This window comes from Candidatus Tisiphia endosymbiont of Stenodema calcarata, assembly GCF_964030695.1.
Taxonomy (GTDB): domain Bacteria; phylum Pseudomonadota; class Alphaproteobacteria; order Rickettsiales; family Rickettsiaceae; genus Tisiphia.
Genome location: NZ_OZ034911.1, coordinates 519,809 through 542,477, shown reverse-complemented (window position 1 = coordinate 542,477; position 22,669 = coordinate 519,809). Strand labels below are relative to the sequence as shown.

The following is a 22,669-nucleotide window of genomic DNA, read 5'->3' as shown; positions in this document are numbered from 1 at the left end:
ATTACAGGAGAACTTTGGCAAAAAGGAAAGATTATCATAATACCCTCGAAAATAGTAAATATTGTAGTATAATGCTTAGTGCAGGTAAAATTTATGTTATAGTTAGAGCTTATATAAGAGAGGGAGATTATGTATTAGTAGCAAATAGTGGTAGCCATCTCTTTCTCCTAGGAGGACATGTTAGATATCAGGAAACGGTTTATCAAGCATTATCACGAGAACTAGCAGAAGAAATTGAAATATCTAACCCTATAATCGACGATTTTATAGGAGTGATAGAAAATCTTTGGGATAATAATGGGAAACCATTTCATGAACAGTCTTTTGTATTTAAAGTACATTCACATAGCCTATCTAAAAATAAAGAAGTAATATCAAAGGAACAACATTTAACTTTCCATTGGGAGAAATTTAGCAACCTAGCACATAAAAATTTTCTGCCAATCGGTATGTATGATTTCTTAAAGGAATACGAGGAACAAAAACAACCAAAGTTTTTTTCCCTTATAAAGGATCAATTTACTACCAAATTATTAAGCAATTTGTAATTGAGACTATTTTGTAACAAAAAAAGCTCTCCTTAACGTTTTCTACTAATATTCCTCCCAAAAACTTGAAAAATAACTTAGTGATCTCAGGTTTTAGTAATACACTAAGAATGGACTGTGTAATATAAGAAGTTTAATACAGAAACTTGGAAAGCGATTAGAGAGATGAGTGAAAAAGTTCAAGAAATTGTAAATGCTGCTTTCCAGTATATCTTATTTTTCATATTTGAAGTGTGGCAAGTAGTCAAATATTTTATACGACGACTATATATTTGGCATATATTTTCCGTACGCAATAGGTGGTATCTTAGTAGAAATGGAAATTACTATAACCCAATACTAGAAGCTACCGTTTATCCATGGTCACCAGGATGGAATATAGCAAGATTTGGTATCCACTACCAAGGATATACCTCTAAAATACATGCTCAAGAATCTGCATTTAAAATGTGGATGAAAGAACGATTTCATAAAAACAACTCAACAAGCTTCTTAGAACATTAAATTGCTAATAAAATGAAAAAATTAACTACGCAAGAAGCATGTGACGTTTTATCAGCTTGGACTGTCTTGGAAATATTAACACCTCAATCATTTAATAAACCAGAAGACCTAGTAGGAGGAAATAAAGAATTAGTTGTTTTATTAGATAATACACTACCTTGGGAGAATGGCGGCGAAAAATTGCCTCCTTATCGCCAATTATTCTATCAAATAATAATAGGTTCAATTAATCTTAAGAATGTATTTTCCGCTCTAACTAAAAAGTATGGTGACACAAATGTAGAAGCAAAATATGTATCAGGGGAAGCCATTATGGGGGTAATTATTGTAGATCAATATGGTCATCTTATTAAAAACGATAGTTCTGTTAATATTTCAAGTTTTGCATGGGGTGCTCCTCAAGCTTTAAAAGGAAATCTTAAAAACTTAGGTAAATGGTCATCAACTGAAAAAGATACCGAAATAGCTCTTGAAGCAATCTTGTGTAAAAGAGATAAAAATGGTCAAAAGCTTCCCTTGAATAAAATAGTAATAGATGAGGCTCATAATTACCTTACTAATACTTTTGAGATACCAGCAGAAATGCTAATAAATAAACAATTTGCTATCAAAACTTATGAATCAAGTAAAAAAGATACCCCTACTAAAACTTTACTACTTAACAGCTTTTACCTAAATGATCTAATTAAAGCTAGTAATTTAATTCAAAAGCCAAATGTTCAAACAAACCTCTTGCAGTATTTAGGTGTGAATATCCCATTAAAGCGTTATAATATCCTAGATCCTTCTGTTTTACAAAGTATTCTTTCTCCCAAAAACATTCCTACAGCAAGATGGCCTGGATTAGGACGACATCCTTTAGTATTACTTCAACAAGCTGTAGTTAATTTATCCATGACTGAACTAAAAGACAGTGGAATTCTTGCAATTAATGGACCACCAGGAACAGGAAAAACAACTTTATTACGTGATATTGTTGCAAAATTAGTTACAGAGCGAGCAGAAGCGTTACTGAAGTTTGCTGATCCTGAAAAAGCTTTTACCGATTCAGGACACAAAATAAAAGCGGGACAGAGTTGGTTAAATCTTTATAAATTAGATAAGAGTCTAAAAGGTTTTGAAATATTAATTGCATCCTCTAACAATAAGGCTGTTGAAAATATTAGTGCTGAATTACCTAGTTTAAAAGCTATTGCAAACGATGCGAATGATTTGCGTTATTTTACAGTTCTATCTGATTTAGTATTTGGATGCAAAAGTTGGGGTTTGATTTCAGCAGTACTTGGAAATATTGCTAATTGTAATAATTTTAGTAAAAATTTTTGGTGGAATAATGATCTTGGGCTTTTAACATATTTAGCAGAAGCAAGCGGAATACCACAGATATTTGAAATTACAGATCCAAAAACCGGCAAAATCCTTGAACGTAGAAAACCGAGAATTATTGAAGAAAGTGATCCCCCACATAATCACAGTGATGCTTTAAGACGTTGGAGACAAGCTAGTACAGATTTTAAACATGTATTACAAGCAAGCCGAACTAGACTTGCTGAATTACAGGAAATAAAAAATCTAGTTCAAGATTTAGCAAATCTAGAAAGCGGATCAGAACAGGAGCAAACGTTAGAAGAACTTTTATTAGAACATTATAAATCAAAACCACATGTTATTTGGCGTATTCTAAATACTCCTTCATTTCGTGCTTGGCAAAAAGAAGGGCAAAGGATCGCCCATAAAGAAAGCCAAAAACTTGTTCATTTTGATTATGTAAAAAGAATTGTACCTAGATTTTCTAACAAACTTGGATCTCATTTTATTGATAATAATTTATTTTCAAAATCCCATGAAGAAAGACATATAGTTTCCCCATGGTGTGATACGCAAACACAATCCTTACGCGATGAGGTATTTATTTCTGCTATAAAGCTGCATAAAGCTTTTATAGACGCAGCAGCAAAACCTTTACGTCACAATCTTGGAGTTCTGATGAGAAATTTTGGTGGTTCTTATAGTGAAATAGATAAAAAAACCGTGGAACTTTTGCCAGATTTATGGTCATCTTTTTTCCTTGTAGTACCTAGTGTATCAACAACTTTTGCATCTGTAGGAAGAATGTTAAAGGATCTCCCTACAAATTCTCTTGGATGGCTTCTTATTGACGAAGCTGGACAGGCTTTGCCGCAAGCTGCTGTAGGAGCTATAATGAGAACAAAACGTGCTATAGTTACAGGTGATCCTTTACAGATAGAACCAGTGGTTACGTTGCCTAACAATTTAACAAAAAGTATCTGTGAACAATTTTTGGTAGACCCAAATCGTTTTAATGCACCAAAAGCATCAGTTCAAACCCTATCAGATACTGTAACTTCATATTTTTCGGAATTTAATACCAAAGACGGAAGTCGTTTAGTCGGTGTACCTTTATTGGTTCATAGGCGTTGCGCAGATCCTATGTTTAGTATTTCCAATGCAATTGCCTACGGAAATTCAATGGTACAAGCAAAGAGTCCCAACAATTCTCCAATACGTAACTGTCTTGGTCCTTCTATGTGGTTTGATGTTCAAGGTCAAGCACTAGATACATGGTGTCTAGAAGAAGGAAAAAAGGTAGTTGAACTATTATATAAATTAAAGAGTGCTTCAATATTCCCAAACCTATATATTGTAAGCCCTTTTAAACTTGTTGCAGGTAATTTACGCAAAATTATAAAAGATCATCATATTTTAGAGTCTTGGATAACTACGGATACGAATCTTTGGCTTAATGAACGAATTGGAACAATACACACTGTACAAGGACGAGAAGCTGAAGCAGTAATTCTAGTATTAGGGGCTCAAGCACCAAACCAAAATAAAACTCGGATATGGGCAGGTAAATCTCCTAATATCTTAAATGTAGCAGTTACACGTGCTAAAGAAGTTATCTATGTTATAGGAAATAAGAGCTTATGGAAAGAAACAGGAGTATTCAGAGAACTAGACTGTAGAATAGATTGATGTGTTCAGCCCATCAGCTCCAACTTGTTGCTAATTGATAGTTGTTTTTAACGTTTGACTTTAGATTTTTAGATTTAAATGTTGTATAATGAACTTTGTGCAAAATCCGTTTCAAACGGATTTATATTAATTTATAATAACCTCAAGTATCTATGTAATAAATTAATAGTAGGCTCAAGTAATCATCACCATTAGGGGTGATGTCACCACAACTGTCGAAAGTTAGAAGAGGAAGCGGTTTTAGAACTCATTATGGCAGTTTAAAAGTTGTAGAAAAATAACCAAGGTCATTGCGAGGAGGCATAAGCCGACGAAGCAATCCATTTTTGGTTACTTTTATTGCTTCGCTTACGCTTGCTAATAGACACTGTGGTATAGGTATTTGTAAACTTTCAACAGTTGTGGGGTAACACCGAAGATGCAGAAAGTCTAATAAAGAATTTATTAATTCATCTCCTAATTAACAGTTGATATTATTTGTATAACGTGTATAATGTGCTTCTTAAAAATTAATAAAGGACAATTATATATGATGAATTCCCACGAGAACAGACCTCTCGTTAAAGACATTAATTGCACAGCTGACTTAAAACGTGACTCAGCCTTTACTACACAGCCTACTACCCTTGGTAATGCCTTACAGTTTCCTGTATCTAATGCTACTGATAACACCTTACAGCCTTCCTTAATTACGTCTAATTCAAATGCTACCTTACGGTTCACTGATGAGCAGGATGTTCGACCAATATTAGGAGACGACAGCGAAGGCTCTCAAGAATAAAGCACAAACCTACCATTTCAAAAGCTGTTTTTACAGCTTTTGAAGTTAGCTATAAATGTCAAATTAGTTAAAAAAGTTTTACTGATTTGTCATGAAGCAACATAATTCCCGTAGTGAAAAACGGAGCAAATATGTTCTTTACTTCCAATAACAAGGTTTCATTACTAATTTCTTGTTGTAAATCTTCTCTGATTAAATCAAAGATTTCCTGTAAACTTTTACCACCATCTATCATTTGTTTAAAAACATATTTGGTATAATTAGAAATTGGTATAGTAATATTGATATCCTTTAATAATGAATTATTTAATGTAAAGTTAACAATATTGCCAGCTACTAAAGCATTAGTTTCTATATGATCATAAATTTGTTTAGAAATAACCCCAGTAATACCATAAAAATATGGTATATTATCCAAATTATCAAGACTAGCAATAGTATCTTTTTGATTAGAAACAAAAAAACTGTGTTTAATAATATTTCCAACAATTAATTCACAAATTGCTTGCTGTGTTATGATATCTATCCTCTTAATTTTCTGTAGAAGAGAAAAATCACTAATATAATTTTCGATCCTTAGAGCTAATTTTTCGCTAACATCAGAAAATTCCACAAAATTTAAAGCTGCATTATGAATAAATTCGTATAATTCGGGAATAGAATAAGCCCTATCCTGTTTATGCAAAAACATGTCTATAAACCTACATCACCGAAAATAACATGGTCACCTAGCAGTTCTTGCCCACGTATATACCAATTAGTTGCAGGGAAACCAGCCATAACAGACTTGGTATTCATTATTTCTTCTACCCTATTGCTAACACCTTGGTTTACCATTTTCATGATATCTTGTACCTGATATAATCCAGTACGACCATATTTAGCATAAACCATTATGTTAATTGCTCCCTGATCAGAGAGAGAATCCTTTAATATCTTTAAACCATCTGGAGGGCTTTTCAAATGGTGTAATACTCCTATACAATTAATATAATCAAACTTACCTAAATTAAGCTTTGGAATATTTAAAATAGAATCATATACCCATTTAATATTGGTAAGACCACGTTTTTCAGCACGTTTTTGGGCAATTTCCATGCTTGGCTTGCTAAAATCTAAATACACCACTTCAGCATTTTTATCTTTTAGTTGCTCTGCCATATATATAGCAGAATCACCAGTACCACCACCGGCAATTAGCACCCGAAAACCTGAATTAAAATCTTCTTTACCTTTATATAAATAATGATTTAACTCACCCAAAAATTCACCGCTAATTACCAGTAATCTTTTTGTTTCATCTTCAGTATCTCTATAAGGATAGGGGTAATCTTGATAATGCTCTTAAACTACAGCCAAATCACCAGTTCCCTCAATGGGAACATGGCTATTTGTTTTAACTTGTTTAGATTTTGACATAGGAAATTTACATTATACTTGGAGTTGATAAAAAATTTATAATCATAGCAAAATAGCTAACAAATATCATATTATCAAGTCCTTTATTTGTAATTGTATAGTATGACGTTCTTGCCAACTATTCACTTTTAATGAACCAATTACAGAAATATTATGTGACTTAATATTAAGTAAAATATTTTCTATAGGACTAGATACACTATTAAACGCAATCGCATGAAGCGGTTTAGAACCAAAAGCTTCCTTAGAAGGAGCAAGCAAACATCTTATATGTTTACCACCGACTATGTCAGCTTTTAACACAAAAAGATTAGAGAATTTAAATATTGGCTCATAATTTCCTTGACCAAATGGTTCGAGTTTACTCAGCTCATCCATTAGCGGCAAATTTACACTACTTGTAGTAAGTTCCGCATCATATTCTTCATAGGCAATGTCATTTTGATTACTAATATCAATCTTAAAGGCGTGATTTAAGAATTCTTGTAACTCTTGTAATTTCTCTTCCAATACTGTAAATCCAGCTGCCATTGCATGTCCCCCGCCAGCTATGATTAAATCTTTAGCCTTGGCATTGATAATTTTACTACCAAAATCAACATTTTTGACAGAACGGCAAGAAGCCTTACCGATTGCATCATTTAAAGCTATAACTGAAACCGGTTTATTAAATTTTTCCTTTAATCTGCCAGCGACAATGCCGATAACACCGGGATGCCACCCTTTACCAACTATAAATAATGAACTATCATTTTCTTGAGTTAAAGCTATTTTAGTAGCTTCCTCTATCATTATCAGTTCTATTACTTTTCGCTCATTATTATGTTTCTCCAACTCTTGTGCAAGTAGATTTGCTTCTATTGCACACTCGGTAGATAAAAGACTAGCACCCAAGGATGATTTACCAACTCTTCCACCGGCATTGATCCTAGGACCCAACACAAATCCCAAATGATAACAGTTTGGTTTTTCATTTAAACCAGCAACATCACATAAAGTCTTCATACCTAAATTTTTTCTTTGACCAAGGATTTTTAATCCTTGAGCAACAAAAGCACGATTTAAGTGAATAAGTTTCATTACATCGCATACTGTTCCAAGTGCGACTAAGTCTAAATATTGCATTAAGTTGGGTATAGCCCGTAGCAAACTGGCGTCATTGCGAGGAGATGCTTCAGCAGCGACGAAGCAATCCAAATGCTTTCTTTTATCACCATCTTTCTTGATTGCTTCGTCGCAGCGAAGCTGCTCCTCGCAATGACGATCAGCAAAGAAATTTTGTTTTTTTAAGTCGGATAATAAGGCGGTAGCAAATAAAAATGATACCCCTACAGCTGCTAGGTACTTATATCTACTGGTCTCATCGATACGATTCGGGTTAACAACAGCAACAGCGTCAGGCAATATATCACTACTAATGTGATGATCGATAACTATTACATCAAGCTTTACTTGTGATGCATATTTTAGAGCCTCATGTGCCATTGCTCCACAATCAACAGTAATCAGTAGCTCAGTAGCATTATCCTTAATTTTCTGCATAGCAGCTGGAGTTGGTCCATACCCTTCAGCAATTCGGTCTGGAACATAAATATCAGCTTCTTGCCCCAAATCTCTAAATAGATTCTTAAGTAGTGATGAAGATGTAGCCCCGTCAACGTCATAATCAGCAAATATACAGATTTTCTGTTTATTTATAATAGCTTCTATAGTCCTATCTACTGCTTTTTGCATATCAAGTAAATGAAAAGGATCTGGCAGTAAATTCTTGAGCTTAGGTGATAAAAAATCTATAGCTTGTGACAAGTTCTCTAAGCGAGGAAATAGAACCCGTGCTAGAAAATCACTGATTCCTACAGAACGACAAAGTTCTGAAACATCATCCTCGTTTACTGATCGCTGTTGCCAAATTTTTCCATTTACTGAACGTTTGGGTTCTAGTGGTATTATCATGTAAGGCAACCCTATTTAAAAAATTAGTTCCTTTAACTTATAAATCAACTCTAAGGCTTGTTTAGGGGAGAGCTGATCAGGATCGATTTTAATAAGTTCTTCTTCTAACTTATTAAATTTTATTTCTTTTTTACTTTCTACTGGCAGACTAAATAAACTTAAGTTGTTTGATTCAGTGTTTAATATATTTTTGCTTTTGTACGTTGCGGTTTTTTCTAATTTTGTTAAAATGTCATTCGCCCTAATTATAACAGATTTTGGTAGACCCGCTAAGTAGGCTACATGAATTCCATAAGATTTATCAGCTATACCTGCTATAATATTATGCAAAAATAATATTTCTTTCCCTAATTCCTCAATAGCCACCGTATAATTTTGCAAGGCTGGCAAAAAATTACTCATGCTGGTTAATTCGTGATAATGCGATGCAAATAAACATCGACATTTGAGATTATCATGAATATATTCCAGCACCGCAAAAGCAATTGATACACCATCATAGGTAGAAGTTCCGCGACCAACCTCATCTAATATGACTAAAGAATTTTTAGTAGATTGTGCTAAAATAGCTGATGTTTCAAGCATTTCCACCATAAAAGTCGATTGGCCTGCTTGTAAATCGTCCCCTGCCCCTATCCTACTAAATATCTTGTCTACAATACCTATTTTGGCACTTTTAGCCGGCACAAAACTACCAATTTGAGCTAATATGGCTATTAGGGCATTTTGCCGTAAAAAAGTACTTTTACCTGACATATTAGGTCCAGTAATTAACCAAATTCTATGAGTTTCCGATAAAGTACAGTTATTGTGAATAAAGCTTTTTTTATCATTTGATAAACTTTGCTCAACGACTGGGTGACGCCCTTCAATAATCTCAAAACTCAAATCATTGCTTAAGCTAGGCTTGACGTAATTATATTCATCAGCAATATAAGCAAAATTACAAAATACATCAAGTTGACTCAAGGAACAGCTAAGTAATCGTAAGAATATAGCTTTATCAATAACTTGCTGGCATATTTTATTATATAATTCTAGTTCAAGACTAACCGCTAAACTTCTGCTATTAACCATATCGCTTTCTAACTTTTGTAATTCAATAGTAGTATAGCGACTAGCATTAGAGGTTGTTTGTCGGTGAATAAATTTTGAAGCGTACATTTTATCACTATGTCTTAGGGTAACTTCAATAAATAAGCCAAGTACATTATTATGAGATATTTTTAGGGTGTCGATGCCAGTATCAAGGCGATATACATTTTTTAATTTTTCTACATGTGCTTTGCCATTGTTAATTAAGTCATATAATTCTTGTATTTTAGGATGATAATGATGATTTATTATCCCACCTTCATTGATAGTATTAGGTGCATCCTCTCTAATTGCTTGATCTATTAATGAATATAACTGTTCATCTCCAGATAGAGGTTTAATTAACTTCTCTATATAATCTAGCAAATTTAGCCCATAATGGGCAATAAACTCTCCTTTTATTTCCAGTGCAGCATTTAACGTATATTTAATATTTAGCAGATCTCGCCCGCAGCCACGATTCATGGTAATTCTAGCCAAGCAACGTTCTAAATCCCCAGTTTTCTTGAGTAACTTTTTAATATTCCCTACTAGTTCAATATTTGAATAAAAAAATTCTGTGATATTTTGTCGATAATTTATTTCGTCAATATCTATTAGTGGTGTAGATAAAAAGTGATATAGTAAACGACTACCAACCTTAGTAACTGTATGATCAATAGTGGCCAGTAAACTACCCTTGGTTTTTCCTAATAAATTATTAGTAATTTCCAAATTCCGCCGAGTCGCCGAATCAATAATCATAAAATTATGGTAATTGACCAACAAGGGCAAAGGTAGCGAGGGTATATTTTGCTTTTGCGTTAGCGATAAATATTCTAAGATACTACCAATACTACTTGTTTGACATTCAGATATTTCCCCTATGGCTTTTAGATCATTGATTTTGTAAAAATCTAAAATAATTTTATGGCATTTTTTAGGAGCAAAAAAACTATCAACTTGATACGAGACACGAAAATGTAATTGGTGCTGAATACTACTAGCTAATTGTTCTCCCTGCAAATTTTCGCTAAGTAAAATCTCTTTAGGCTTAAGACGTGATAGTTCATTTAGAATCTCATCCTGCGGAATCTCTATAACTGAAATTTCTGAAGTGGAAAGATCAACATAACAAATTGACGCCCTGTTTTTTAGCAAAACTAAGCTTGCCAGATAATTAGGTTCGCATGACGAAATTAAAGATTCCTCGATAATAGTACCTGGGGTGATAATACGCGTTACATCCCTATTTACTACAGCTTTATAGCCACCACGTTTCTTTGCCTCTTCCGGTGTTTCTAGTTGATCACAAATAGCAACTTTGTAATTTTCTTCAATTAATTTATTTAAATATGTCTCAAGAGCATGATGGGGTACGCCGCACATAGCAATCTCAGAGTCTCCATTAGATCCTCTTTTGGTAAGAGCAATACCTAAAACTTGGCTGGCAAGAATTGCATCATCAAAAAACATTTCATAAAAATCGCCCATCCTAAATAATAGAAGACAATCAAGATTGGCAAATTTGATGTCTAAATATTGTTGCATCATCTTTGTTGATTGATCATAATTATATTTATGGCGAAATTCTTCTAAAGTCATGGATATATTTAGTTGTTTGAATTAGATTTGAGTATATACTCAGGTAGAACTTCAAGAATTAAGGTCATTGTATACTCTTCTGCTCCTACGAATTGTTGTTTGAAAATATCATGGATTCGCAGGCTCATGTACTATATGTACACCTAGCATGCTCACCATTCATTTTCAAATCCAATTCTTCAAATCATTTGAGTATACCATAAAGATCACAACTGTTGAAAGTTAAAAAATCGTCTATTAGCGAAGTGCTGTTGTAAGGTTTAAGCCGTCTATTAGCGAGCGAACGTATGTGAGCGTGGCAATCCATGAAGCTTGTCATATGGATTGCTTCGTCGACCTATGGTCTCCTCGCTAATAGACGGTTTTGGCTAAAATTTTTTCAATTTAGCTATAATTGGGTTGATTCGGTTTTTCTCTCACTATTTCAAATAAGTTATGCATAATATTTACCTACAAAAATTAAAATTACTAAATTATCGTAATTTTCAGAATTTAGATATTAGTGCTGGTAATAATCCTGTTATACTAATAGGGGGGAATGGTAGTGGAAAAACTAACATTTTAGAATCAATATCACTATTTTCACCTGGTAAAGGCTTGAGATCAGCCAAATTAGATGATATTTGTCAAAGGGGAGCAGATCATTGCTTAGCTTATACATTATTACACAGTAAACTTGGCTTAGTTGAAATTTCAACGAATTTAAAGCGTGAATCTAATAGACGTTTTACGGAATTTAATGGTGTTAAAATACAAAATAATGAACTAAGTAAGTTCACTGCTATGATTTGGCTTACACCCCAAATGGAAGGTATTTTTTCTTCCGGTATTAGCGATAGGCGTAAATTCTTTGACAGGATTGTTTATAACTTTAATCCATCGCATGCAGGAATAGTTAGTAAATACGAATATTACATGTATGAACGTAGCAAAATACTAGCACAAGACCAAGTGGATACAAATTGGCTAAGAGTGGTTGAAGAAAAAATGGCGGAATTATCAATTGAGATTGCTATTAATAGGCTAAAAATTTTAGAACATATGCAAAAAGCTATCTCAGATTTGGATAATGATTTTCCTAAAGCTATTTTATCAATTAATGGGGTTATAGAAGATATAATATTAAGAAATTCTGAAATAGATATTGATTTTATAAAAAATGAGTTAGTGGTGTCTCGTGTTCATGATAAGATATCTAATAGAACTAATTTTGGAGTGCATAAAAGTGATTTTGTAGTTATTCATAAAGAAAGAAACGCCTTAGTTAAACACTGTTCCACCGGTGAACAGAAGGCTATGCTCATTGCCATAATACTTGCCCAAGTTAATTATTCTATTAAAGAAAACATTGCTATGCCTATTTTACTGTTAGATGAGGTTTTTGTACATCTTGATAACAAAAGGAGGCAGTACTTAATTGATTTCTTCCTAGAATTAGGATTACAGATATGGGTGACTGCAACTGACTTAAATGGCATAGAATCTTTAACAAAAAAAGCAGAATTAATAAAATTATAGGATGAAATTTCTCTTATTTAATTTTAAGGCAATACCTTAAAACTTGATCACGGCGTTCTAATATAGAATTAAGGTAAGAATTATTTAAAAAATCAGAACCTTTTGCTGCTATAAAAATCTTTCTAAGAAGAGGTAAGTCTAATTTTTTTATAGCTTTTATAGTGTCGTCATAACATTGTGTTGGATAAGATATTATAAAACTCTTATCAAATGCATGATACTGAATCCATAGGCTATTTTGATAAATAACAAACCGAAAAGGGTGGTTATAAGACTGAAAATTTTTGTAAAAGGTAGGAGGTATTTGTTTTTTAAATCTTTGTTTTAGCTTTTCTTCATTAGGGAGATCAATAACCTCTGCTTTATCAAAAGGAAATGGTTTATCCCAATCATTGGTATTTAATTTATCACTATACAGTACTCTAACAAAAGGAAGTTCACCAAGCTTAACATATTGGCGATTACGAATGCCTGAATTATCTATTGCAATAAAATATGTTTTATTAATATCTTTAAATATTAATAAATTATGTGATCCAGAGTCCCACTGTCCAAAAATAAAGTAAAAAGTTCGTAGGTTCATTTGATCTTTTATGGAAACCTCTTGAAGAGCTTTTTCATACTCTTCAGGTACTAAAGGATCAATTTTAGTATCAATGTAGAGTTGCAATGATCCTGTCATTCCATTAATTTTACGCATTACTGTTGGAGGAATATGAGGGAAACCTAGAATTAGAGAAGCTTGATACGCTGCTACTTCAGCTTGTGCATCTCCTAAATCATCTGCAGGTAATTTTTTAAAGACAGCTTTTACCTGATCATCTAAAGTAACTAAAAAAACTTCTCCATTGAATTCGACTTTTTTACCTTTTTCCGCAAGAAACTTTCTCATAGGTTCTATATGGTGTATTGTAGATGTTTTAAGCAATTTTGAGATCTCAACTTTTTTCCATGTTTCTGGATGGTTAAATGGGCTGGCATATGCAAAATGTATAGTTAATAAGGATGGTAGAATTATATAGAAGGAGACTAAGAATATTCTAGAAACTTGCATATAATTTTATTATTAGTTGATATTTTTTAATTCAAAATCTTTTTCTACTTTGTAGAGCTTCTTTGGCTATATCGAAGTCGCTAAATGGTAGTTTTTTATTACCGATTATTTGATAATTCTCGTGACCTTTGCCGGCAATCAGCAAAATATCATCTTCTTGTAAATTATTTATTGTTTCAGTAATTGCAATTTTTCTATTATTTATTTCTATATATCTATTAGTGATAGATATAATACCTTGTATAATTTGCTGCCGTATGAATTTTGGCTCTTCATTCCTCGGATTATCGTCAGTGATAATAACTCTATCTGCAATTTTTGCAGCAACTTGCCCCATTAATGCTCTTTTACCACTATCTCTATTCCCCCCACAGCCAAAAATTACTTTTAATGATCCCCTATTTGAGTATATTTCTGATTTTATTTTTTTTAGTTCTAGCAAGCTTTTTTCTAAGGCATCTGGAGTGTGAGCGTAGTCAATAAAAATATTGCTATTAGCTACTCTCTCTAAACGTCCTTTAACTGCTTTAATTTGTGGTAATTTCGACATGACTTGTTCAAAAGGAAAGCCAGTCAAATGCACCATCATAACGGCAATTAGTAAATTGGTTGCTTGAAAACTACCAACTATATCGGTAGTAAAATTATATTTCTGCCCGTTATAACTACAAATTGTGCTGTCGATAATTTTCAGATCACCATTCATACCAACGGTTAAAAATTTTATATTACGATCCTGTAAATAACTTTTGATATAATCTAATTGTTCTATTTCCGAGTTTAATACAGCAACTCCTGCCTGCGATAAATTATCTGTAAATAGTTTTAGCTTAGCTAAAAGATAATTATCCATATTCTTATGATAGTCAAGATGATCTTGACTAAAACTAGTAAAGCAGGCAGCATCTACTTTTAGACCATGTAATCTTTCTTGATCTAGACCATGGCTGGAAGCCTCAAAAGCTACATATCTTATATTATTCTCAGCTAGATTATGTAAAATATGTCTGAAAGTTACAGGATCAAGGGTAGTGAGGGCAGGAAACTTATCTGAAATCTCTTGGATGGTTGTTAAATCCAAATTCTCAGGACATTCTATACCGATAGTACCAATAGAACAGCTGGGTACTCCTAGCAATGTGTATAGCTGTCTGCAATAGGATACTACCGAGGTTTTACCGTTAGTACCAGTAGCAGCTACCATATATTGTGGTAATAAAGGGTAAAGAATATTAGCAGCTTGGCTCAGTGCCACCCGTGCATCACTCACAAGCGTTATATGTACACCATTAGCGATAATGTTAGGGTTTTTCAAACTTGCAGCATCATCGGTAACAATGAATTTCACTCCTTTGTTTATTACATCATCAATAAACTTATTACCATCCGAACTTGCTCCTTTAATGGCGAAGAATAGACTAGTTGATTTAACTAGTCTAGAGTCGCAACATAAAATTTTAGGTTCAATATGAGAGGTAATTTTTAAATAGTCAAATAATTTTTGCAATTTAAATATAGCCTAATTAGTTTTTATGTGTATGTTTAGCACGTATATACTCAAATGATTTGAGTATACTACGTCTACCAACTCTTGAAATCATAGTAGTATAAAGTAGTAGCCCATGTAAAGCTAGTAGATAGTTTGTTAACAAGAAATTTAGGGTTTCTTATGCAAAAAAAAGATATATCAATTTTAATAGGTAATGCTCTAGATCATTTTGATACGGCTATTTATAGTTTTCTTGCTCCAGTTTTATCAATGATCTTTTTTCCCAAAGATGATCCTATAGTTGCTTTAATCTTAACCTATAGTGTGCTAACAACTTCAATCGTTACTAGACCAGTTGGCTCGATAATTTTCAGTATAATTGTCAAAAAACGAGGACCAACTCTGGCTCTATCCTATTCATTAATAGGTGTTGCTATTACTACTATGTCAATAGGATTTATACCAACTTATCAAATGATTGGCTGGTTTTCACCATTGATGTTGCTCATTATTCGAATGATGTTAGCAATTTTTGGCGAAGGAGAACACTGTATTGCCAAATTATATATTGTAGAAAATAAGACGCAGATTCAAGGAGTGAAAGCATCTTATCTATACGAGTTATCAACAATGTTTGGCATTATTATTGCCTCTTTTATAAGTAACATTCTAATTAGTTCTAATCACCATGAATATTGGCGTTTATGTTTTATATTAGGAGGGAGTACAGGGATTGTCGGGATTTATCTTAGACGTTATTCTAATACGTCTCAAAGAGCAATAGAACAGAAATCCTCTACATCAAATGTGATATTGAATAATAAGTGCAATATTCTACGTGTATCTATAGTTAGTGGTTTTTCCTATATGACATATGTCATACCTTTTGTCGTGATGAATAGTTTTGTCCCTCTTATCACTTCTATATCTTTGGAGGCGATGATGAGTGTTAATACTATTTTATTAATCATAGATGTAGCAATGATTCCATTAGTAGGGCATTTTATTAAAAAATATCGCCCTGTGGATGTAATGATCGTAAGCACTAGCATTCTATTTATTAGCATAGTACCATTATGGTTATATATTACTGATGCTTCTGTATGGTATATTAATTTTGTTCGTTTATGGATTATTACCTTAGGGATAACTTTTGCATGTCCACTAAATTATTGGCTTAATAGCTTATTCCGTAGTTCAGATAAATATATGCTAGTTAGTATTGGTGATGCTTTAGGTAATTCAATATTTGGACGATCTACCCCTGCAGTGTGCATAGCTATTTGGCATTTTACTGGCTCTTCTATAGCCATAGGAGTTTATATTGCAATGATTACTTTAGTTACCATATGGGCGGTGAAGAGTATACCATGAAAAACATAATAGATATAGATGTATGACAAGACCGGCATTCCTAATTGCTTTTTTTACGACAATCGTGCGTTATTATGATTATGCTCTTTTTGGTCTCTCGGCAGCAGCTCTATCCAAGAATTTTTTACCTCTAGGATCAAATGATAGGCAGATATTATTATTTTTTGCTATATTCAGCATAGCTGTAATAGCTCGTCCCATAGGCTCGATCATTTTTGGTTTTATCAGTGATAAATATGGTAGAGTTGTATCAGTTAAAATCTCAGTATTTTTGGCTACTATCTCTACAATTCTTATAGGATTAACCCCTAATTTTGATAAAATTGGTATGTATGCTACAATAATTTTAATATTTTGTCGTATGACATTTTTAATGAGTTTGGCAGGGGAGAGCGATGCAATAAAAATTTATGTTGTCGAAAAGGTGGGTATGAGGCACAAAAATTATACTTATGGTATCGTGTCATTTTGTACTCAGGTTGGGGCATTGCTTGCTGCAACAATTTATCATTTTTCGACAAAGTTTGAACAAATGTCTCATTTATGGCGGGTCAATTTTATTATTGGTGGAATTTTTGGTTTATTTATCATAAGTCTAAGGCACTATTTTCGTGAAAGTGAAGAGTTTTTAAAGTCTAAAAAGGATCATAAATCTATATATTACAACTTTTTTGATTTAGGAAAGATTATAAAAAATTCATTTGGCAGATTTATCATAGCAATATTAATAAGTGGTTGCATAGGAGGTATTTACCATTTTTTAATTATTTTTTGGGGAGTCTTTGCAGCAAAAAGCGCGTTGCTTATGAATAGCAATCAAGCTCAAATTATCAATATAGTCTTAATAACCATTTACGCTATTATGTCAGTGTTTTCTGGTTTTTTAGCCGATAGGATTTATCCTAAAAAACAAATTATTACATCGTTATCATTAAGTTTGTTAGTTATAATTATTGTACAGTTTCTATTATATAAAGAAATCTTTGTGATTTACTTCCCCATCATTCTTATAGCCCTTGCTCCATTTTATGTAGTACCATTACAAGTTATTGTCCAATCTCTATTCATTACTAATATTAGGGCTAGAATGTGTAGCATATCGCATTCACTTGGTGGCATGATATTTTCGTCAACAACACCATTTTTTTGTATGTTATTGTGGCAATATTTTAATTCAATATTCTTAGTGCTAGGATTTTTCCTGATATTGTTATTAATATTGTTCAGTACAGTAATTTATCTGTATAGTACAAACGTTATAACAAATTATAGCTAACCCGAATAGTATTACTCCGTCATTGCGAGGAGTGCGTAAGCACGACGAAGCAATCCAAATGGATTGCCACGACCACTATGTGGTCTCGCAATGACGCCAATTTGCTATGGATAAATACTAACCTTGGTTAGCTATATAACAAATTACCAAACTGAAGGAGAGAATTTTGCAAAAAAAACATAATCTAATAAAGTATGACTACAGTGCCTATAATACTTTAAGAAGGTTAATAATTGATCATATAAAACCCTATCTAAAGCAGATCGGCATAGCAGTATTTTGTATGGTAGTTGCAGCTATGTGTGCTGCTTATAGCGTTAATTTAGTGCAACCAACTATTGATCAAATATTTTTAACAGGCAATCGTCAAATGTTATTATTTTTACCGTTAATGGTAGTAATAACATTTACTATTAAAGGGATAGCTGAATATTATTCAAATTATTTAATTAAATTTCTTGGTCAGAGGATTTTAACCGATCTGCAAATTAAGATGTATGAGCATCTATTGTTTGCCGACATTCTCTTTATTCAATCTCAATCATCGGGGCGTTTAATATCACGTTTTACTAACGATATTTCCATGATGCGTGGTGCTGTGTCAAATTTACTAGTAGGATGTGCCAAACATTTTTTAACAGTAATAGGTCTTATCATAGTGATGTTTAAGTTAGAACCTGGGTTGTCTTGTATTGTTTTTCTAGCATTTCCCCTAGCAATTTATCCAATACAGAAATTAGGGAAAAAAATTCGTAGAATATCAGGTCAAGCTCAAGAGGAATTAGCTAATTATACTTCTAGGTTAGATGAAACTTTTCAGTCAATTAAAATTGTTAAGTCTTTCTTAGGAGAGAGAATTGAAAGCAATCGAGCTTTATTGCTCTCTAGTAATATTTTACGTTTTCTAAAGAAAACTGCAAAACTGGATGCATTGGTTTCACCAATCATGGAAGTATTAAGTGGTATTACAGTTGGAGGGCTTATTTGGTATGGTGGGTTGTTAGTCATAAAAGGAGAAACTACACCAGGAGCATTTTTTGCTTTTATTACTGCATTTCTTGCAGCTTATAGACCTTTTAAAAGTTTGGTTTCTTTAAATGTAAACTTACAAGAGGGTATTGCTGCAACAAGAAGAGTTTTTAATATCCTAGATACTGAGCCTATTATCAAAGATAGTGTAAATGCTCAAACTGTTCAGTTAGTTAATCCACAAATAATTTTTAACAATGTCGAGCTAAAATTTAATAATAAAGTAGCTTTAAAGCTCATTAATCTAAAAATAATGCCAGGGAAAACTACAGCTTTTGTTGGACGTTCTGGCAGTGGCAAAACCTCGTTATCTAATTTATTAGTAAGATTCTATAACCCAACTAGCGGACAAATTTTAATTGATAATTATGATATTAAAGATATAAAGATTGACTCTTTAAGGCAGCAAATTTCTTTAGTAACTCAAGATACTACATTATTTGACACTAGTGTTGCAGAAAATATTGCTTATGGTAATCCAAATGCAACTCGTGATCAGATTATTATAGCAGCAAAATATGCTGATGCTCATCAATTTATCTCAAATCTGCCTGCAGGGTATGATACGATCATTGGTAATCAAGGTTCAACACTTTCAGGTGGACAACGTCAGCGTTTAGCGATAGCTAGAGCTTTTTTGAAATCAGCAGCAATTTTAGTTTGGGATGAGGCAACAAGTTCGTTAGATCAAAATTCTGAGCGATTAATTTTAAATTCTTTAGTAAATATTCGTGAGAATAAAACCACCCTAATTATAACACATCGTTTATCGAGCATTAAGGATGTTGATCATATAGTTGTTATGAAATCTGGTATGATATTTGAACAAGGAACTCACTCACAACTTATGGACAATAAAGCGGAATATTATAAATTATATAATAAGGAATTAGAGGAGGGGGATAAGTGAACATAAAGGGAGTAGCTGTCTATTTACACAACAACAAAATACAAAAATATTCATCTTTTTTAAAAATAGATAAAAAATCCTTGGTAATAATTTATATTTTAGTTTAATCTATAAATTGAATATAAAAATATTTATGGTTTTTATGGAAGAAGATATTAATTATTGGGACAACTCAAAGTATGCACCTTGTCAATATGCTACTAGATTACTGGACAAATTACGTAAGATGAATGAGGAAGTAAACCGGTCAATAGATATTGATGAGGTTATAAAGGCTATTTATTACGCCAAGAAATATCATGGCAGCCAAATGAGGCAGTCAGGCGAGCCTTATTACTCTCACCCAATAGAGGTAGCATATATGATCTCTGATTATCTTTTTCGTACTGACATTATTGTTACCAGCATACTACATGACACCATTGAGGATACAACACTTACCGCAAAAATGATTGCTTATATTTTTGGGGAGCAGGTTGCTAGTCAAGTAGAAGACTTAAGCAGGAACAAGCCTCACGGCAAGATTAGCTCGGCAGAAACATTAGATATATTACTTCAACAAGAAAAATATGATGTGGCATTGATTAAATTATTTGACCGAGTTCACAACTTACAAACTCTAGGAGTTAAATCACCTGAAAAAGCTAGGAAGATTATTGAAGAAACCGTAAAAAATTTTATAATCATTGCTATGCATTTAAAAATACCAACAATAACACAAGACTTAACTGCATTATGTTATAAAAATTTATCCATACAGCAGTTTGATCAACATAATCATCAAAATTCTATGGATAATTCCCCGCCACTTTCTCCAACTTTTCAAAATGTAATAGCCCGTATGCGAACCCCACAATTGTAGGGATCATAATAACCCATAATCCCCAATAGCCAAAATGGTTAACAAGATAAGTGAAGCCAAAAGCAGTAATAACAGACACGAAAGCACGTGATATAGCGAATATAATGCTAGCACAGGTGAAACGTTTAAATACAGGAAAATGTTTATAAATAATTGGCATAGCAGGACCTAAACATTCGTTAAATAAAATGATAAAGAGTTGAATTAAAAATAACTCAAACGGAGAATGAAGATTATTCAAAAAATATGGACAAAATATGATAAAAATAGAACATATTATGAGTATAATTTTCATGGTTAATAGTGGATATATTTTGTAACTTAAATAAGATAATATTGATACGACCAAGAGCTGTATTAGACATAGAATAAAATTATGATGAATAACCTCAGCAATTGTATAACCAAAGTTAGTTTGTAAAATATTACTACAATATATATAAATAAAATAAAAACCTACAGGTAAAGCACATTGTAAGAAAAAAAGAGCTAATATTGTTTTTTTATTAACTTTTTCTGTCCAAATAGGATTTTTTACTAAAGTACTGGTATCTGTATTAGTTTGTGCAAAAACTTCTTTTAGTTGACGTTTGGCATCAGCAAATTCAGGCGTTTCTCGTAGCTTCGTTCTTGCAATAAAACCAATCAATGCAATTACTGCACCTATCCAAAATGCTGCACGCCAGTTAAAGCCATAAGAAGTAACAAGTGAGGCAATAGCTAAAGCACCTAATGCTCCTAGGGAAGCAGAAACTCCTAATGATCCGACAATTGCATATTGGGCTGGTGGGTTAATCGTTTCCGTTATATAAAGTTCAGCACCTACTATCTCTCCCATAGAAGATATACCTTGCACAATGCGGCAGATTGTTACTATCCAAGCCGCTGCAACCCCTATCTGGGTATAGGTAGGAAGATTAGCCATGACAAGACATGATACAGCCATCATAAAAGTTGTGATGATAACGGTAGATTTACGTCCTATATTATCGCCCAACCAACCAAATACTAATGCCCCAATAGGTCGAAAAACGTAGGTTGAACAAAAGGCAAAAGCCGCCATTAAAGAGGCTGTGTGAGAATCAGTGGTCTCAAAAAAAATCTCATTAAGAAGTACTGCCATATGAACGTAAAGCATTAAGTCAAAGTATTCTAAGAACGTCCCAATTGAAAGTAATCCGACGGCTTCTTTTTGTTCTCTCGTTAGGCTGGTCTGGGGATAGATAACCCTGCCATCTGCTTGTACAAATTTGCTCATATTAGTGTTTAAACCCTTAAGTTACATGTTATCTAGAGTTATATATAATTGTGTTAAAAACTCCCTATACCAATTGGCATAGGGGATGACGATTTATGGAATTGATACTACATAATTTCACAACACATATGGAGTTTAACAGTTTCAGCTAGTGCTGTATCGTCTTCCGAGTCAGATGTACTAGGGCAAGTTTCGTACGAAGCATTATGCTGGGAAGAAGATGCCCCCTGATATGAGTGAAATTGTTGACAATGCGATTCTAATTGTTTATCAGCCCAAACTGCAGCAGACACAGAAATTTCTGCATTCTTGTTAGGATATTGTAGTGATTGTCTTAATAGCATTAACCCATTGCCCCACCTCTGAAAAAACATCAGTATAGACTCGTGTAGCATCCTTCTTAAATATTCCTAAACTGCACTCTTAAACAGATCAAGACTTACCTTGTCTTCTTCCTTCCCGTTACCTTTATCCCTATCATCAAAATCATCAGCCATTTTATATTTTGCCATGCTATTAGGTTGATTTATGTTGCAATATTTTAATTAGAATCAATTCTAAAATAATAGTCAACTTAATTTTTAATAAAAAAATTAATTAGTTTTTCATATATAAACAATATCCAATATTCTACTCGTATGCGATACGATTTTGATAATCAACATCTCGTTGATCTCAGCCTATATTTTTACCAAATATCTTTTTTCCCCCTTCTAATTTGTTCACCTTATGTATGGCATTTAAAAATTGTAGGAAAGTACAAGATGTCATTGCGAAACCACGTAGTGGTCGTGGCAATCCACATTCATTCAATTGCTTCGTCGCTGCGTTGCAGCTCCTCGCTAATAGACGCTAGGCTGTTTTTCCTATGACTTTTAAATTGCCATGGGGATTATGCGTAAGGTGAGTAATTTGTTTATAGAACCGTGATATTGTTACAACCAAGATTTATTATTTCAATTTTCGATACTATAATTTTCTTGCTATTAATTAACCAAATCTTCAGTATTTATAAATA

At 32.9% G+C, this 22,669-nt stretch carries 14 protein-coding genes and 3 pseudogenes; 10 read left to right on the top strand and 7 right to left on the bottom strand.

The features are described 5' to 3' along the window. Window positions 1–14 precede the first annotated feature (14 nt). The 5 genes and pseudogenes from ACQH1W_RS02470 (at window position 15) to ACQH1W_RS02450 (ending at window position 4,830) form a co-directional block, all read left to right on the top strand. Window positions 15–548, top strand: coding sequence for an NUDIX domain-containing protein (locus ACQH1W_RS02470; RefSeq protein ID WP_375332948.1), 534 nt, complete (start codon window positions 15–17; stop codon window positions 546–548). Between the two features lie 165 nt (window positions 549–713). Further along, window positions 714–1,052 (top strand): hypothetical protein, encoded by a 339-nt coding sequence (locus ACQH1W_RS02465; RefSeq protein WP_425361134.1) that lies wholly within the window; start codon window positions 714–716, stop codon window positions 1,050–1,052. Between the two features lie 921 nt (window positions 1,053–1,973). Next, a pseudogene (locus ACQH1W_RS02460) lies at window positions 1,974–2,087 on the top strand (AAA family ATPase); the annotation flags it as partial. Between the two features lie 951 nt (window positions 2,088–3,038). Further along, entirely contained in the window at window positions 3,039–4,049 is a 1,011-nt protein-coding gene (locus tag ACQH1W_RS02455; RefSeq protein WP_410521125.1) for a DEAD/DEAH box helicase, read from the top strand. A gap of 529 nt (window positions 4,050–4,578) precedes the next feature. Further along, window positions 4,579–4,830 (top strand): hypothetical protein, encoded by a 252-nt coding sequence (locus ACQH1W_RS02450; RefSeq protein WP_425361133.1) that lies wholly within the window; start codon window positions 4,579–4,581, stop codon window positions 4,828–4,830. Between the two features lie 67 nt (window positions 4,831–4,897). Here ACQH1W_RS02450 and ACQH1W_RS02445 read toward each other — a convergent pair. The 3 genes and pseudogenes from ACQH1W_RS02445 to mutS all read right to left on the bottom strand — a co-directional run. Beyond that, window positions 4,898–6,174, bottom strand: a pseudogene (locus tag ACQH1W_RS02445) (class I SAM-dependent methyltransferase); the annotation flags it as partial. 141 nt (window positions 6,175–6,315) lie between these two features. After that, window positions 6,316–8,190: pseudogene (gene recJ / locus ACQH1W_RS02440) on the bottom strand (single-stranded-DNA-specific exonuclease RecJ); the annotation flags it as partial. Window positions 8,191–8,217: 27 nt separating this feature from the next. Continuing rightward, window positions 8,218–10,881 (bottom strand): DNA mismatch repair protein MutS, encoded by a 2,664-nt coding sequence (mutS, locus tag ACQH1W_RS02435; RefSeq protein WP_425361132.1) that lies wholly within the window; start codon window positions 10,879–10,881, stop codon window positions 8,218–8,220. Window positions 10,882–11,316: 435 nt separating this feature from the next. Between mutS and recF the strand changes: the two genes are divergently transcribed. Next, window positions 11,317–12,399, top strand: a complete 1,083-nt coding sequence (recF, locus tag ACQH1W_RS02430; RefSeq protein ID WP_375332943.1) for a DNA replication/repair protein RecF — start codon at window positions 11,317–11,319, stop codon at window positions 12,397–12,399. A gap of 13 nt (window positions 12,400–12,412) precedes the next feature. On the opposite strand, the gene ACQH1W_RS02425 is transcribed toward recF, so the two are convergent. Next, window positions 12,413–13,453, bottom strand: a complete 1,041-nt coding sequence (locus ACQH1W_RS02425; protein ID WP_375332942.1) for a hypothetical protein — start codon at window positions 13,451–13,453, stop codon at window positions 12,413–12,415. Between the two features lie 31 nt (window positions 13,454–13,484). Further along, a complete protein-coding gene (locus ACQH1W_RS02420) occupies window positions 13,485–14,933 on the bottom strand; it encodes a UDP-N-acetylmuramoyl-L-alanyl-D-glutamate--2,6-diaminopimelate ligase (RefSeq protein ID WP_375333203.1) in 1,449 nt (482 codons plus the stop codon). Between the two features lie 189 nt (window positions 14,934–15,122). Here ACQH1W_RS02420 and ACQH1W_RS02415 point away from each other — a divergent pair, with 189 nt between their 5' ends. The 4 genes from ACQH1W_RS02415 to ACQH1W_RS02400 all read left to right on the top strand — a co-directional run bounded on the left by ACQH1W_RS02415 (window position 15,123) and on the right by ACQH1W_RS02400 (window position 20,393). After that, window positions 15,123–16,316: an MFS transporter gene (locus ACQH1W_RS02415; protein WP_425361131.1), complete on the top strand. Its 1,194-nt coding sequence runs from the start codon at window positions 15,123–15,125 to the stop codon at window positions 16,314–16,316. Between the two features lie 22 nt (window positions 16,317–16,338). Beyond that, window positions 16,339–17,592: an MFS transporter gene (locus ACQH1W_RS02410; RefSeq protein WP_341761247.1), complete on the top strand. Its 1,254-nt coding sequence runs from the start codon at window positions 16,339–16,341 to the stop codon at window positions 17,590–17,592. Window positions 17,593–17,758: 166 nt separating this feature from the next. After that, window positions 17,759–19,531, top strand: coding sequence for an ABC transporter ATP-binding protein (locus ACQH1W_RS02405; protein ID WP_375332940.1), 1,773 nt, complete (start codon window positions 17,759–17,761; stop codon window positions 19,529–19,531). Window positions 19,532–19,673: 142 nt separating this feature from the next. Continuing rightward, complete coding sequence (locus ACQH1W_RS02400; RefSeq protein ID WP_341763158.1) at window positions 19,674–20,393, top strand: HD domain-containing protein; 720 nt, start codon at window positions 19,674–19,676, stop codon at window positions 20,391–20,393. On the opposite strand, the gene ACQH1W_RS02395 is transcribed toward ACQH1W_RS02400, so the two are convergent. Then, window positions 20,320–21,651 (bottom strand): MFS transporter, encoded by a 1,332-nt coding sequence (locus ACQH1W_RS02395; protein WP_341763157.1) that lies wholly within the window; start codon window positions 21,649–21,651, stop codon window positions 20,320–20,322. The two genes, ACQH1W_RS02400 and ACQH1W_RS02395, sit on opposite strands and share 74 nt — an antisense overlap. Before the next feature lie 107 nt (window positions 21,652–21,758). Then, window positions 21,759–22,046, bottom strand: coding sequence for a hypothetical protein (locus ACQH1W_RS02390; protein WP_341763156.1), 288 nt, complete (start codon window positions 22,044–22,046; stop codon window positions 21,759–21,761). Between the last annotated feature and the right edge of the window lie 623 nt (window positions 22,047–22,669).